This is a genomic window from Natranaeroarchaeum sulfidigenes (genome assembly GCF_017094485.1).
Lineage (GTDB): Archaea > Halobacteriota > Halobacteria > Halobacteriales > Natronoarchaeaceae > Natranaeroarchaeum > Natranaeroarchaeum sulfidigenes.
Genome location: NZ_CP064786.1, coordinates 528,990 through 542,126, shown reverse-complemented (window position 1 = coordinate 542,126; position 13,137 = coordinate 528,990). Strand labels below are relative to the sequence as shown.

16 protein-coding genes are annotated in these 13,137 nt (G+C 61.2%); 11 read left to right on the top strand and 5 right to left on the bottom strand.

What is annotated here, in order from left to right; all coding sequences use genetic code 11:
- Positions 1-241: 241 nt before the first annotated feature.
- The gene (locus AArcS_RS02710) at positions 242-970 is read right to left on the bottom strand and encodes a DUF7409 domain-containing protein (protein ID WP_238478890.1); all 729 of its coding nucleotides are present in this window, start codon (positions 968-970) and stop codon (positions 242-244) included.
- 149 nt (positions 971-1,119) lie between these two features.
- Here AArcS_RS02710 and AArcS_RS02705 point away from each other — a divergent pair, with 149 nt between their 5' ends.
- The 4 genes from AArcS_RS02705 (at position 1,120) to AArcS_RS02690 (ending at position 5,642) form a co-directional block, all read left to right on the top strand.
- Complete coding sequence (locus AArcS_RS02705) at positions 1,120-1,983, top strand: 3-hydroxyacyl-CoA dehydrogenase family protein (RefSeq protein ID WP_238478889.1); 864 nt, start codon at positions 1,120-1,122, stop codon at positions 1,981-1,983.
- A gap of 156 nt (positions 1,984-2,139) precedes the next feature.
- Positions 2,140-3,666 carry a cytochrome ubiquinol oxidase subunit I gene (locus tag AArcS_RS02700; RefSeq protein ID WP_238478888.1) on the top strand — a complete coding sequence of 509 codons (1,527 nt, stop codon included), beginning with the start codon at positions 2,140-2,142 and terminating at the stop codon, positions 3,664-3,666.
- Entirely contained in the window at positions 3,663-4,670 is a 1,008-nt protein-coding gene (locus tag AArcS_RS02695) for a cytochrome d ubiquinol oxidase subunit II (RefSeq protein ID WP_238478887.1), read from the top strand. The genes AArcS_RS02700 and AArcS_RS02695 overlap by 4 nt, the downstream gene beginning before the upstream one ends.
- A 57-nt stretch (positions 4,671-4,727) precedes the next feature.
- On the top strand, positions 4,728-5,642 hold the full coding sequence (locus AArcS_RS02690) for a DUF6159 family protein (RefSeq protein ID WP_238478886.1): 915 nt from the start codon (positions 4,728-4,730) through the stop codon (positions 5,640-5,642).
- 3 nt (positions 5,643-5,645) lie between these two features.
- On the opposite strand, the gene AArcS_RS02685 is transcribed toward AArcS_RS02690, so the two are convergent.
- A complete protein-coding gene (locus AArcS_RS02685; protein WP_238478885.1) occupies positions 5,646-6,095 on the bottom strand; it encodes an acyl-CoA thioesterase in 450 nt (149 codons plus the stop codon).
- Positions 6,096-6,207: 112 nt separating this feature from the next.
- Between AArcS_RS02685 and AArcS_RS02680 the strand changes: the two genes are divergently transcribed.
- From AArcS_RS02680 to AArcS_RS02670, 3 genes are read left to right on the top strand one after another with little or no spacing between them, the layout of a single operon-like run.
- The gene (locus tag AArcS_RS02680) at positions 6,208-7,968 is read left to right on the top strand and encodes a TraB/GumN family protein (protein WP_238478884.1); all 1,761 of its coding nucleotides are present in this window, start codon (positions 6,208-6,210) and stop codon (positions 7,966-7,968) included.
- 2 nt (positions 7,969-7,970) lie between these two features.
- Positions 7,971-8,603 carry a zinc metalloprotease gene (locus tag AArcS_RS02675; protein ID WP_238478883.1) on the top strand — a complete coding sequence of 211 codons (633 nt, stop codon included), beginning with the start codon at positions 7,971-7,973 and terminating at the stop codon, positions 8,601-8,603.
- Positions 8,603-8,776 carry a hypothetical protein gene (locus AArcS_RS02670; protein WP_238478882.1) on the top strand — a complete coding sequence of 58 codons (174 nt, stop codon included), beginning with the start codon at positions 8,603-8,605 and terminating at the stop codon, positions 8,774-8,776. Before AArcS_RS02675 ends, AArcS_RS02670 begins: the two co-directional genes overlap by 1 nt.
- A 24-nt stretch (positions 8,777-8,800) precedes the next feature.
- Here the strand turns inward: AArcS_RS02670 and AArcS_RS02665 are convergent, their stop codons facing one another.
- The 3 genes from AArcS_RS02665 to AArcS_RS02655 form a co-directional block, all read right to left on the bottom strand.
- Positions 8,801-9,232, bottom strand: coding sequence for a universal stress protein (locus AArcS_RS02665; RefSeq protein ID WP_238478881.1), 432 nt, complete (start codon positions 9,230-9,232; stop codon positions 8,801-8,803).
- Between the two features lie 97 nt (positions 9,233-9,329).
- A complete protein-coding gene (locus AArcS_RS02660) occupies positions 9,330-9,680 on the bottom strand; it encodes a DUF7344 domain-containing protein (RefSeq protein ID WP_238478880.1) in 351 nt (116 codons plus the stop codon).
- Positions 9,681-9,781: 101 nt separating this feature from the next.
- Complete coding sequence (locus AArcS_RS02655; RefSeq protein WP_238478879.1) at positions 9,782-10,435, bottom strand: helix-turn-helix domain-containing protein; 654 nt, start codon at positions 10,433-10,435, stop codon at positions 9,782-9,784.
- A 177-nt stretch (positions 10,436-10,612) separates the two neighbouring features.
- Here AArcS_RS02655 and AArcS_RS02650 point away from each other — a divergent pair, with 177 nt between their 5' ends.
- The 4 genes from AArcS_RS02650 to AArcS_RS02635 all read left to right on the top strand — a co-directional run bounded on the left by AArcS_RS02650 (position 10,613) and on the right by AArcS_RS02635 (position 13,131).
- Positions 10,613-11,254 (top strand): helix-turn-helix domain-containing protein, encoded by a 642-nt coding sequence (locus AArcS_RS02650; protein ID WP_238478878.1) that lies wholly within the window; start codon positions 10,613-10,615, stop codon positions 11,252-11,254.
- A gap of 76 nt (positions 11,255-11,330) precedes the next feature.
- Positions 11,331-11,669 (top strand): HalOD1 output domain-containing protein, encoded by a 339-nt coding sequence (locus tag AArcS_RS02645; protein WP_238478877.1) that lies wholly within the window; start codon positions 11,331-11,333, stop codon positions 11,667-11,669.
- Positions 11,669-11,854 carry a hypothetical protein gene (locus AArcS_RS02640; RefSeq protein WP_238478876.1) on the top strand — a complete coding sequence of 62 codons (186 nt, stop codon included), beginning with the start codon at positions 11,669-11,671 and terminating at the stop codon, positions 11,852-11,854. The genes AArcS_RS02645 and AArcS_RS02640 overlap by 1 nt, the downstream gene beginning before the upstream one ends.
- A 212-nt stretch (positions 11,855-12,066) precedes the next feature.
- Positions 12,067-13,131: an AI-2E family transporter gene (locus AArcS_RS02635; protein ID WP_238478875.1), complete on the top strand. Its 1,065-nt coding sequence runs from the start codon at positions 12,067-12,069 to the stop codon at positions 13,129-13,131.
- The last annotated feature ends 6 nt before the right edge of the window (positions 13,132-13,137 follow it).

The window sequence follows — 13,137 nt, the reverse complement described above, 5'->3', positions numbered from 1 at the left end:
TCGACCGGTCCCTCCGTTCCGTGTTCGCGTCGACTCTGGAGTTAGTGGGGCAGTGCGTACCGAGTATAAAGTGTCGCTCGGAGCGTTCATCTATTTCGTAATCCGGTAATCAAATATATATACCTATTGGTCGGTCGCCAGTAGGAAGAACGGAGTGCAGAAAACAATACAGGGTATATACTCCTATTTGCGCCGCTTGTCTGACGAAGAGCAGATTACTACAGAAATAGTTAATTCGTCGCTAGTGAGTACTCGTCGTCGCCTCCGAACGCCAGTGCTTGACTCGCTCGTGCTCAATGTCGAGTAGGTCAGCGACCTGTTCGGGATCGGCCGTGGCAAGCCGGCGTACCGACGTAATTCCCGCCTCGGCCAATAGTTCTGCATCGTCGTCCGTGACCCCAGCAACCGCAGTGACGGGATCGGACTTCGACCGCTCGCGCCACGCCGATTCGGCCGCGACAGCTGTCCCTCCTCCATCGGTCTCGGCGTCGGCCGCTGCAGTGGTCGTTCCGCGCCCGGACGTCCAGTCGTCCTCGGTGAAAGAGTCGTCAGTATCGTCGATGTCTCCGGACGGCGTCCAGTCTCCGTCTCGAATCTCTGACCGGTTCCCGGTGTGACCAGCCGACGATCCAGCGGGAGACCAATCGCCATCCATTGCGGAGTCGGTAGTCGAATCGTCAGCTCCCGAACTCGCCGCAACCCACTCTCGTTCCCCGTCACGAAGCCCGCGAACGTTCTTCGAGCGGTTGTCGAGCTGGCTTCCCTCACCCCCGAAGGACCACGGGAGCGAGTGCCAGCGCCTGATCTTCGTCGCCACGCCCGCATTGATACCTGCGTCGACAAGTTGCTGATAGGAGACGCGCTTGTCGCGGATATCCGCCACCTCTACGCTCTCGGTTCGCAGCGTTTCGGCGGTCGCCGGGCCGATATAGCGCAACTCCTCTAACTCCTCTCGTGTATCCTCGCTCACGGGTTATCACCTGATTATTCAAGGATTATTACACAGGTTCTTGAAACTTGCTCCCGATATCATACGACTGGATCCGTCAGACTTGTATTGGTTACTGTAGTTTTCCTGAGGAACAAACGTTTATCGCGGCTGCCGTTCTACTGGGCGCCATGCACGGGGATCTCGATGCCATCGAACGAGTGGGTGTCGTCGGTGCCGGGACGATGGGCAGTGGAATCGCACAGGTCGCCGCAACCGCGGGCTACGACGTCGTACTGCGAGATATCGACCCCGACCTCGTCGAGGAGGGGCTCGACCGGATCGACGACAGTCTGGGACGGCTCGTGAATCGCGGCGACATGACGGAGGCCGATGCGGAGGCTGCCCGCGACCGGATCGACGGGACGACTGATCTCGACGACCTGGGGAGTTGCGATATCGGTATCGAGGCTGTCGTCGAAGACATCGAGATCAAGCAGGACCTCTTCTCGTCACTGGACGACCTGGTCGACGAGGACACCTATCTCGCCACCAACACCAGCACCCTCTCGATCACCTCGATCGCCAGCGCGACCGATAGGTCAGAACGAGTCGTCGGTCTGCACTTTATGAACCCGGTCCCGATCATGGACGGCGTCGAGGTCGTCGTCGGCGAGAAGACGAGCGAGGCGACTGCGGAACTGGCCCACACCTTCGCCGAAGACCTCGGCAAAGAAACGTGGGAAGCCGACGACAAACCCGGCTTCGTCACGAACCGGATCCTCATACCCTGGATCAATGAGGGAATCCGTGCCTTCGACGAGGGCGTCGCCAGCAAGGAGGATATCGACCGCGGGATGACACTCGGTACCAACGTTCCGATGGGGCCACTCGAACTCGCAGACCACATCGGGCTAGACGTCGCCTTACACGCCTCGGAGACGCTCCACGAGGAGCTCGGTGATCGGTACACCCCCGCGTATCTGCTCAAGCGGAAAGTTGCGGCGGGCGACCTCGGCAAAAAGACGGGTGAGGGGTTCTACGAATACGACTGATCACGTTCTCATCGGGTGGGAAACCGCGTCGGTATTAAGCCGTATTGTGGGAGACGGCTCACCAATGACCGGTAGTCGAATCGCCACGGAGAAGAGTACGACGATCAAGCACCCACACGGACAAGTGACAGCCACTCGACCGGAGGACGACTGCTGATGCTCGGGACCGCCCTCGCCCCAGTACTGGGAATGCTTGAGCCGACGTTTCTGAGTCGGTCACAGTTCGCGTGGACGATCACGATTCACATCATTTTCGCGTCGCTATCTGTCGGGCTCGCACCATTTGTCGTCTACTTTACGTGGAAAGACGTCAGAACGGGGAGCCAGCGGTACGCCAGGCTTCGGGAGTTCTGGGTAACGGTGTTCGCGATCGGCTTCGTGATGGGTACTGCGACGGGTATCCCGATGAGCTTCCAGTTCGGCACGAACTTCCCCATCTTTTCGGAGGTGACCGGCGAGCTGATCGGAGGGCCGCTTGCCTTCGAGGCGAAGATGGCCTTCTTCCTCGAAGCAGTCTTCCTCGGTATCCTGCTGTTTGGCCGCGAGCGGGTCAGCGATCGGACCTACGTGCTGTCGTCGGTGCTGGTTGCAGTCGGGGCGTGGCTGTCGGCGTTCTGGATCATCGTCGTCAACGCGTGGATGCAGACACCTCAGGGCTACGAACTCGTCGACGGCGGGAGCGGACTGGAGGTCGCCACGATGACTGATCCTGTCGCTGCACTCTTGACCCCGCGACTCCCGTGGATGTACGCCCATATGCAGCTCTCGGCTGTGATCGCCGTTGCCCTGCTGATCGCGGGGATCGCGGCCTACTTCATCTGGCACAACCGCGACTCGAAGGTCTGGCGAACCGCCCTGATGATCGCGATCGTCGTCCTGATCGTCACCGCGCCGCTACAGGCGCTCCAGGGTGATGCGTACGCGCGCCACGTCGAGGACACCCAGCCCGCGAAGTTTGCCGCGATGGAAGCCCACTACGAGACTCAGACTGGGGCCGATCTGCACATAGTCGCGTTCCCGAACAGTCTCGACGGACTCACTGACCCACGGGCAGAGAACCTCTGGACGATAAGTATCCCCGAGTTAGCCTCGGTGTTAACGGGTGGTGATGCGGACACCGAGGTGACCGGCCTCAACGAGTTCGAGGATACACCCCCGGTAGCGGTGGTGTTCTGGTCCTTCCGGGTGATGGTCGGCCTGGGGATCTGGTTTATCGCCCTCTCGTTGTGGGCGGGCTACCGGGCCTATCGAGGACAGTTGACCGAGAGCAACCGGTTACTGGCCGCATTCATGCTGTCGACGCCGCTCGGGTTCATCGCGATGATCTCGGGGTGGTACACCACCGAAGTCGGCCGCCAGCCGTGGATCGTCCAGGACATCCTGACGGTTGAAGAGGGTGTGTCGGAGACGCTCTCGACGACCGAGGCACTCCTGTCCTTTGTTGCTTTCTTCATCGTGTACACGCTACTGTTTCTGATCTTCGTCTACGTCATCTGGCGGATCATGGGCCGCGAACGGGAACGGATCGAAAGCGTCGCTGCGACCGAAAGTGCCGACACCGACCCGGGGACAACCGCTGACGCCGCCACTGACGGTGGAGCGAACACGGCGCGGCGTGACGACGAAGACGCGCCAGAACAGCCGAATATCGGGGACGAAGCCACGGAGGGCACCCACAAATGACGCCGCTGTTCGTCTCGCTGGACGAGTATCTCATCGGCTCGCTGCCCGAGTTGTGGTTCGCTGTCGTCATGCTCGCGCTGGGACTGTACGTCTTCCTCGACGGCTTCGACTTCGGGATCGGTATGCTGTATGCCACCTGTGAGACCGAGGCCGAACGCGACACACTGATGGCTGCGTTCGGGCCGATCTGGAAGGCAAACGAGGTGTGGCTTGTCGGGTTCGGTACGTTCCTGATAGCCGCGTTCCCCCCGGTGTACGCCCGACTGCTCAGCGAGCACTATCTCCTGGCGGTCGCGATCCTGTTCGCGCTGATCGCGCGGGGTGTCGCGCCGAAGCTTCGTGACGAACGCGAAGACGCCACGTGGCAGGAGACCTGCGACCGATCGTTCATCATCGGAAGCTTCGTCTCGCCACTCCTGCTCGGGACACTGGTGGGCAGCTGGGTGTTTGGCACCGGATCGCTCTCCTTGCCCGCCGTCCTGACTGGCGTTGTCGTGGTTGCACTGTCGCTGAGCACTGGAGCAGCGCTACTTGGTCTCAAGACCGACGGCGCGCTCCGGCACCGGATGGCACGGTACGGGCAGGGTGCCGTGATCAGCTATCTGGGCGCAGTTGTACTGTTGCTCACCGTCGCCGTCGTGCTCGACGCCGGGGCGATCCGGTCGGTCGTCGCGTCACCCAGCGGCATTGCGATCGTCCTCGCGACGATCGGGCTGACAATCGCTTCGGTCCTCTTTGCCGAGCGTGGCGCTGACGGCGCGTGGTTTGCCAGCACTGCTGGCCTTGCGCTCGCCTTGCTCGCGGTCGTGGTCTCGTTGCTGTATCCGACGGTCTACCCGGCTGCCGAGATAACAGTTCGGGATGCAGTCGTCTCGCCGATCCCGCTCAACGTCTCGACGATCGTTGGACTACCCGTGCTCGTGCTCGTGCTGGGATATTTCGCCTATCTGTACTCGGTCTTTTCCGGCCCCGTCGACGAGAACACCTTCAAGGGCGGGTACTGACAGATTTTTCGCTTCGACATCCGCCAATATTAAGTCAGGTGGGGTATTCTCCAGGGTATGGCAACCAACACACGCTCGGGCGGACTGGGCTTTTTTGACCGCCTGAAGACCGGCTGGACGCTCACGAAGGATAGCGTCGGTGTGATCCGCGACCACCCGAAGCTGATGATCTTCCCGCTTCTGGCGGCGATTTCGAGTATCTTCTTTCTCGTGCTCTTTTTCCTCCCGATGGTGCTTGCGGAGTTCATCGGCGGTGGACTGGAGTACGTCGTCCTGTTCGTGCTGTACTTCGTGACGACCTTCTTCAGCACGTACTTCTCTGCGGCGCTGGTGTATGCCTCGAACGAGGCGTTTCACGGGCGCGAGCCGGGGATTCGGTCGAGCATGTCCGCGATCAACGATCAGCTCGGACCGATCGTCGTCTGGGCGCTGATCTCCGCGACGGTCAGTATCCTCTTCCGGATACTGGAGAACTCCGATAGTCCGGTTGCGGCCATCATGCGGTCGCTGTTCGCACTGGGCTGGTCGATTATGACCTTCTTTATCGTCCCCGTCATCGTCTTCGAGGACGTTTCGACGACGGAGATGTTCAAAAAGAGCGGTGGGACGTTCAAAGACACCTGGGGGGAGACGCTCGGGGCTGGCTTTGGGATCACGGGGATCGTCTTGCTGTTTGGCGTTGGCTTCATCGTCGTTGCGCTTGCGCTGTCTGCCGTCGTGGCGACGGCGCTCCCCGGCGTCGGTATCGTGCTTGCGATCGTCTTCGTCGCGGTCGCGATCACCTTCAGTTACCTCCTTAGCCAGACGATCTGGGGTATCGCGAAGACGGCACTGTACGTCTACGCTCAGGAGGGTGTCAAACCGGATCAGTTCGACAACTTCGACTTCGAGACGCTCGGGGGACGGACCGAACAGAAAGCAAATACGGGCAGTAGTCGTGGGCCGATCTCGGGGACCTTCGTCGACGACTGAGCGTTAGTAGTCGCCGTTTTCTCCGGCCAGTGCCTGCTGGCGCAGCTGTTCTTCACGCTCCGAATCGACGACGAGATCCGGAACTTCCACGGTATTCCGATCCTCGTCGATAGCGACGTAGATGAAATAGGAGTCTGCGGTCTGTTCTGTCTCGGCAGTACGCGGGTTCTCACGGTAGGTCTGGACTCGCACGCGGACGCTCGACGTTCCGGCCGCGTAGACGTACGCCTCGATCAGCGCGGTATCGCCGACCTCGATCGGCCGCTTGAAATCGACCCGATCCATCCGGGCGGTGACGCAGGTCTCGCCCGCAAAGCGCATCGCGGCCATCCCGCCGACCTCGTCCATCCACTTGACGACGTTGCCTCCGTGGGCGGTTTCGAGGCTGTTGGCGTGGTTTGGCTGGACCATCTCGCGGTTCTCGATGTACGAATCGAGGAGGTTTGTCGGCATACTCGAACTCGTCGGAGACGTGGCAAGTGTGCTACGATCGGCTGTCGATATCGGAGGTACGGAACCCGTGACACGACAAGCGTAAAAACCGCGCCCGTATATGTCGCCGTAGATGACCGACGCAGCGGAAGCCGAGGACGTGGACGCCGTCCCGTCGGGGGAAGGGAGCGTAACCGTCGTCGGGACGGCCCACGTCTCCGCCGAAAGCGCCGAGCGGGTCGAAGCGCAGATCCGCGAGGAGCGCCCGGACGTCGTCGCGGTCGAACTCGACGAGGGGCGGTATCGGCAGATGCAGGGCGAAACGCCCGACGATATCGAGGCCAAGGACCTGCTTAGCGGTAACACCGTCTTCCAGTTCCTCGCCTACTGGATGCTATCGTACGTCCAGACACGCATGGGAGAGAGGTTCGACATCGAACCGGGCGCGGACATGCGGGCAGGGATCGACACGGCCGAAGAACTCGGGATGGGCGTCGCGCTCGTCGACCGGGATATTCAGGTCACGATGCAGCGCTTCTGGACGAGACTCTCGATCGGCGAGAAGGCGAAACTCGTCGGCGGACTCGCGCTCGGGATCACCGATCCACGAACCCTCGGCGTGGTCGGCGGCGGCGTCATCGGGATGTTCCTCGGCGCGATCGCCGGCGTCTTCCTCGCGCCCGCACTGGGTTACGGCGAACTGCTGACGCTGGGGGTGACGAGCGCTGGACTCCTCCAGCTCGTCGGCGCAGTCTCGTTCGGAGCTATCGCCGGGCTCGTACTCGGCTTCCTCTTCTTGCCGACGCTCCGGCCACCACCCGGACTCCCGCTCGATGGCTTTACGACCCGATTACTGGTCGGTGCTGTCGCCGGTATCGCCGCGGCCGTTGCGCTCGTCACGAGCGGGGCCGCTCCGCTTGGCTTCTTCGGCCCGGCAACCTTCGAGGGCTACGGCGTCACGGCGCTCCGGCTCGGCACTGGCGTCGCTGCTGGCGGGGCGGTCGGCCTGCTCGTCGGCACGCTGATCGGTCTCGCGCTCGACGCCTCGATGGAGGAGGTCGAGGGGATCGACGAGGAGTTCGACATCGAGGAGCTCACCGACGGCGATGTCGTCTCGGCGATGATGGAGGAGTTCCGCCGGTTCAGTCCCCGCGGTGCGGAAGCGCTGATCGACGAGCGGGACGCCTTCATCGCACACAAGCTCAACGCGTTACGTGCAAACGGATACAACGTCGTCGCTGTGGTCGGGGCAGGCCATCAGGCCGGGATCGAGCGCTATCTCGATCAGCCGACGACGCTACCGGATATGCAATCGATCTCGACGACCGCGAAACAACGCCGATTCTCGATCGGCAAGGCGGTCGGCTACCTGTTTACTGTTGGCTTCGCGGCCTTCTTCGTCCTCCTTCTGCTTGCGGGCGTCGAAGACGGCTTTCTCCTGCGGCTGTTTGCCGCGTGGTTCCTGATCAATGGCGTCTTTGCCTTCGGCCTTGCCCGACTCGGCGGCGCACACTGGTCGAGCGCGGGCGTCGGCGGTGCGGTCGCGTGGCTGACCAGCATCAATCCGATGCTCGCACCCGGCTGGTTCACCGGCTATATGGAACTGCGAAAGCGCCCCGTTAATGTCAGCGACATCGGGACCCTAAACGAGATCCTCGACGATACGGAGAGCCCGATCTCCGAGCTGATCGACCGGATGTTCGAGGTGCCACTGTTCCGGCTGATCACGGTTGTCGCGCTGACGAACATCGGCTCGATCATCGCCAGTTTCCTCTTCATTACGGTCGTGGTGCCCTACATGGCACCCGAGATCGGCGGGCTCAGCGGCGTCGGCAACGAACTGATCAACGGCGCACGGAACGGCGCGGAGATCGTCCGCGGCCTGCTTCCCTGACCATGGCAGGCGTACCGACCCGAACACGGCGACGAGAGTTGACCTTTAGCACCGACGAGAAACGAGACCTGGCCATCGCGTGGATCGCGCTGGGCGTCGCCTTCGCGATCTTCATCTTCCTGCACATGGCGGGTGGCACGGCAAGCGTCGGCGGGATCTTCGTCCTCTCGATGGTCACCGTGGGCGTCGGCTTTATCCTGCACGAACTCGCCCACAAGGTCGCTGCAGTCCGGTTCGGACAGGTCGCCGAGTTCCGCGCCGACTACGGCATGCTCTTTCTCGCAATTATGAGTGCGATTATCGGCTTCATCTTCGCCGCACCCGGCGCGGTCCACCATCGTGGCCGGATCACGCTCGCCGAGAACGGCCTGATCGCACTCGCCGGACCGGCGGTGAACCTCGCGCTCGCGGCCGTCTTCCTCCCGCTCGTGTTCGTCCCGATCGTGTTCGTCGAACAGATCGGCCGCTTTGGCGTCTTCATCAACGTCTTCCTGGCGACGTTCAACATGATCCCCTTTGGCCCGCTCGATGGGAAGACGGTGTTCGACTGGAGCAAGCCCGTCTTCCTCGTCGTGTTCGCACCGTGTCTCCTCCTGACCTACCTCGTCTTCACCCGGATCGGGTTCGGTCTCTGATGGACTCTCACCAGCTTCCCATCGCGATCGGCGTCATGCTCGTCTCCGCAGCGGCGGGCGCGGCGGTCTCGGGCTACCCACAGTGGGGAATCCTGCTGATCGGAGCCGTTGCTGGTCTGCTATCGATCGCGCTCGGGATCGTGATGGCTCCGAAGCCACCCATGGGCGAGTAAGCCTGTGTTCGACGTCTTTCCGGGCTATTTGACGATTGTCACGGGGACTGTCGTCTTGTCGACGACGGTCTTTGCGACGCTCCCCACGACGTACTCCGACCGGTCCGACAGGCCCCGGTGGCCGACGTAGATACTGTCGAAACCCTGCTCCTCGGCGTGCGTCGTGATCGCGTCCGCAGGCCGCCCTGTGAGCAGTTCCGTCGTACATTCGACATCCGTCTCGAACCCTTCGACCACGTCTTTCGCCAGCCGCGCCGCGTGTTCGACGATCCGTTCGCCCTGTTCCAAGGCGGCGTCCTCGCCGGGCAACACGACCTGTCCGTCGACCAGTTCGGTCTCAGGCGTCAGGACGTGGACGATTTTCAGGTCGGCGTCGACCAGTCCGGCCTGCTCGGCCGCGTGTTCGATCGCCGTATCGCTGACTGCGGAGCCGTCGGTTGCCACGAGATACTCCATACCTATCACTACTCACCAGATTATTGTAATGGTTTCATGGTTTCTCAGGCTCCGAGAACCACCGATACTGACGAGGAGTGTCCCGCCGACAGAGCGCTCAGTCAGCCGTCCCGTTCGGCTCGATCAGTGCGAGGATCCGTTGGTCCAGTCCATCCCCCACCACGTCGACGGTCTTCGCGTCCGCATCGTACTGTATCAGTCCCGTCGCTTCCAGTTTCGGGAGATGGTTGTGATGGAGCGCGATTCGAACGCGCTCTGCCTCGGTCATGGTCGGTCCGCCCACGTGTACCTCTCCAGCGACACGCCCGGCGAGATGATCTAGTTCGATCGGCCGCTCCTCGGTCGCCGCTATGGTGTGGAGGGCTACCTGTCGGGGTTCGCTGGCAACTGCCTCGAACAGTTCCTCCGTCGGTGCTGTTTCACTTTCGGTGGGGGTATTCGTCGTCATTTGTGGGTCACCCGTGTCGTCTGCGTCCAACCAAGAGTCTCACTCATACTCAGTACCACGCTATCGAGTCATCTCACCGTTTGCCCTGATACACAATGCGACTATGCGGAGTCGCTCGGTACGAGCGTGTTTTTCGCCAGCGTAACGATTGCCCGTCGGAGCCGTTCGGTCACAGCCTGATCAGAAATGCCCAGTTCCGCGGCGAGTTCGTTCGTGGTACAGCCACGGGGGATCTCGTAGTAGCCCATCTGGATGGCGAGTTCCATCGCCTCCCGCTGGCGCTCGGTCAGCCCGTACCACGGCCCGGCATCCGGTTCCGTCGGATTGTAGATGCGCGTTATCTCCAGTGAAATTGACGCCCGCTCGCAATGATCCGTAAACTTCGTGAGCAACTCGTGTTCCGGAAAGCGGATCTCGAACTTCCAGGTATCGGCCGTGCCCACGGCGCTCAGGAGATGGCCATCGTACTCGCCGATTCCGGCAAACAGGTGGTCCTGATTTGCGTCCCAGTCGAGCGTAAACAGCGTCCGCCCCTCAAAGACATCCACTGTAGTCGCGTCGTTGACGGTCGGATGTTCCTCGATCCGCTCGGTAAACGAATCCCGGGAGACGTCGTGGATCCAGAACAGGGGAACGGTCGCTTCGCCAGTCGGAACGAGACTTTCGAGTTCGATAGAAGTGGTTCCGGCGACGGTGAGAATACGCCCGAGTTCGAACTCACCCGCCGGTACTCGAAATTCCGCAATTACGCTCATTTAGTACTCCCCCATTTAGTATGCCCGTACAAAATGTGGTGGCTTGGTATACCAAGCACCCCTCGTTCGGTGCTGTTCGAGTCCGCAACGCGGCGCTCGGCTTCCGGTCAGTGTCCAACTGTGTGGCTTGGTACACCATCACTTGGTGTTATACACGGTACCACCCTATGAAAGTCTATGGCCACGGTCATGGAGTTCACCAGCCCGGCCGCCGAGTTCCCGCTCGGGACCGTCTTCGAGACCCTCCCGACGGTGACCGTCGAACTGGAACGGCTCATCCCCCACGAGACGGTGATCATCCCGTACTTCTGGGTTCGGGGAGCCGAGGCGACGGACATCGAGGCGGCGTTTAAATCCCACGAGGGGACGAACGAGATCGAACTCGTCGACAGCGTCGAACAGGAGTATCTCATGCGCGTCGAGTGGGATCGGGAGTACGTGGGGATCCTGGACGCCCTCGCGGAAACGAACCTCGTCGTTCTCTCGGGGATCGGGACGGCCGACGGCTGGAAGTTCGAGGTTCGCAGTGAGCAGCGCGCGGAGATCAGCGAGTTCCGGTCGTACTGTCAGGATAACGATATTCCGATTACGATCACGGCCGTTCACTCCCTGTTACCCATACACGGAGAGGGCTACGAACTGACGGATACCCAGGAGGAGGCACTCGTGCTGGCCTTCGAACGGGGCTACTTCGATTCGCCCCGGACCGCCTCGCTCGAGGAGATCGCCGACGAACTCGGTATCGCCCAGCAATCCCTGTCCTCACGGCTCAGGCGCGGCCATCGACGGCTTATCGACGCCACACTGATGACGGAGTAGCGTGCTGATTTACTTATATAGATTCTGTATAGTCAGTGCTCAATTTCAAACGCTCAAGCCGACTAAACCACTTGTTATGAGCAAGACATGGAACGGGTGTCGACTGCAGTCACTGGAGTTTTCGCGCCAGTCACAGAGCTATCGTGCCCGGTACGACCGCGAGACGTGTTCGGCAGATATGGCCGTCGTGAGTTCGCTTTCGAGCGTGTTAGATGTCGACCCGATCGAGCTAGAACCGATTCAGTACTCGGTAGACACCGATGCGTTGAATGATGTGGTCGACCACGCAGATGACGATACGAACGTGTCCTTTGAGTTCGAGGGCTACGAGATCTCCGTCTCGACCGACGGGATCGTCGATCTCACGCCGCCCGACGAGGGACCAGCAGCTGACATAGCCGAGGGTATCAACTGATGGATCGAACCGAATCTGCGATCATCTCGGAAGGGGAATTTCAGGCTGCACTCGCGTCGCTGCTCCGCAAAGCCGACGCCAACGACGTCGAGGTCGAAGGCGGGTGGGACTGTCGAAACGGCGACGAGCATCCCGACTGGGACGTCATGGTCACCGAAGTGAAAAAGAACGCCGACGCCGAGTAGCACGTTCCTGTCGCTGGATTCGACGCAAGACCCCGAACCGAGCGGCTACCGTTCCTCCTGCGCTAGCAGTATACGCCGCAGACGACGGCCCGGGTACTCACCGATTGTGCGACGAGAACCGTCAATCGTGGGGTCGTCGGTTCGACCACCGGTCGGGTAAAAAGCGTTTGCCAACGCCGTCTATACGTGCTCGAACCGAAGTAATACACCGTATGCGCTGGCGTTCGGACGCAGGCGGGCCTGAACGGGTCGGCTGGTGGCTGTTTGCGCTCGCGTTAGCGCTCGTTCTGGTCACCACACTGTCCGTCTATCTGGGCTGGGCCGTGTTCGGACTCTTTCTGTACTACGTCGTGCGTCCGGTCGCCAGACGGCTCCGACAGCGGGGCGTTTCACCCGGGCTCTCCGCGGCCCTCTCGCTGGGACTGATCGTCTTTCCCTTTGTTGTGGTTCTGGGGGTGTTCGTCGTCTTCGTACTCGGAGAACTCGCGGCGATAGAGGCGACTGACGTCGAACGAGTGATCGAAGCGCTCTTTCCGGGTCTCGCCGTCGAAGCGATTCCCACGAGCCAGGAGCAGCTGTACGTCTTCGTCGACACTTTGCGAAGTGAGCCGACAGTGGTCACGCTCGTCGCCCTGGCGAGGGGGTTCGTCGGCACGTTCACCGCACAGGCGTACAACGCGTTTCTCACGTTCGTCTTTGCGTTCTTTCTCGTCCGTGACGAACGACGACTCGGAGAATGGTTCAGAACGACTGTCGCGGAGGACGGCACCGACCTCGTCGTCTACCTGCGTGCGGTCGATCGAGGGCTCTCCTCAGTCTACTTCGGGTACACCCTCACGATCATCGTGATCGCTCTCGTCGCCACGGTTATCTACAACCTGCTGAATCTTATCGCGCCGCCGGGACTCGCGATCCCACACGCGATACTACTCGGGGTCGCTACCGGGCTTATTTCGGTCGTTCCGCTGTTCGGTCGGAGCCTTCTGTACGGCTCAGTCGTGCTCTATCTCGCGATCACAGCATTCCGGAGCGATCCGCGTGCACTCTGGTTCCCAGTGGTGTTCTATGTCGTGATGGGCATCCTCTTCGACAACGTCATCCGGACCTACGTGCGACCTTACCTGTCCGGACGGCTCTTCCACACCGGACTCATCATGTTCGCATATCTACTCGGACCGGTCGTGTTCGGCTGGTACGGTATCTTTCTCGGACCGTTCATACTGGTTATCACGGTGCAGTTCCTGCAGGTGCAGTTCCCGAAGCTACACAGTGCGTGACCGTCC

Coding starts and splice junctions, on each gene's coding strand:
- AArcS_RS02655 (WP_238478879.1), bottom strand. CDS start 10,435: ATGAGCGTAATTGCGGAATTTCGAGTACCGGCGGGTGAGTTCGAACTC.
- AArcS_RS02635 (WP_238478875.1), top strand. CDS start 12,067: ATGCGCTGGCGTTCGGACGCAGGCGGGCCTGAACGGGTCGGCTGGTGG.
- AArcS_RS02700 (WP_238478888.1), top strand. CDS start 2,140: ATGCTCGGGACCGCCCTCGCCCCAGTACTGGGAATGCTTGAGCCGACG.
- AArcS_RS02685 (WP_238478885.1), bottom strand. CDS start 6,095: ATGCCGACAAACCTCCTCGATTCGTACATCGAGAACCGCGAGATGGTC.
- AArcS_RS02705 (WP_238478889.1), top strand. CDS start 1,120: ATGCACGGGGATCTCGATGCCATCGAACGAGTGGGTGTCGTCGGTGCC.
- AArcS_RS02640 (WP_238478876.1), top strand. CDS start 11,669: ATGGATCGAACCGAATCTGCGATCATCTCGGAAGGGGAATTTCAGGCT.
- AArcS_RS02645 (WP_238478877.1), top strand. CDS start 11,331: ATGAGCAAGACATGGAACGGGTGTCGACTGCAGTCACTGGAGTTTTCG.
- AArcS_RS02670 (WP_238478882.1), top strand. CDS start 8,603: ATGGACTCTCACCAGCTTCCCATCGCGATCGGCGTCATGCTCGTCTCC.
- AArcS_RS02665 (WP_238478881.1), bottom strand. CDS start 9,232: ATGGAGTATCTCGTGGCAACCGACGGCTCCGCAGTCAGCGATACGGCG.
- AArcS_RS02680 (WP_238478884.1), top strand. CDS start 6,208: ATGACCGACGCAGCGGAAGCCGAGGACGTGGACGCCGTCCCGTCGGGG.
- AArcS_RS02660 (WP_238478880.1), bottom strand. CDS start 9,680: ATGACGACGAATACCCCCACCGAAAGTGAAACAGCACCGACGGAGGAA.
- AArcS_RS02675 (WP_238478883.1), top strand. CDS start 7,971: ATGGCAGGCGTACCGACCCGAACACGGCGACGAGAGTTGACCTTTAGC.
- AArcS_RS02650 (WP_238478878.1), top strand. CDS start 10,613: ATGGCCACGGTCATGGAGTTCACCAGCCCGGCCGCCGAGTTCCCGCTC.
- AArcS_RS02695 (WP_238478887.1), top strand. CDS start 3,663: ATGACGCCGCTGTTCGTCTCGCTGGACGAGTATCTCATCGGCTCGCTG.
- AArcS_RS02690 (WP_238478886.1), top strand. CDS start 4,728: ATGGCAACCAACACACGCTCGGGCGGACTGGGCTTTTTTGACCGCCTG.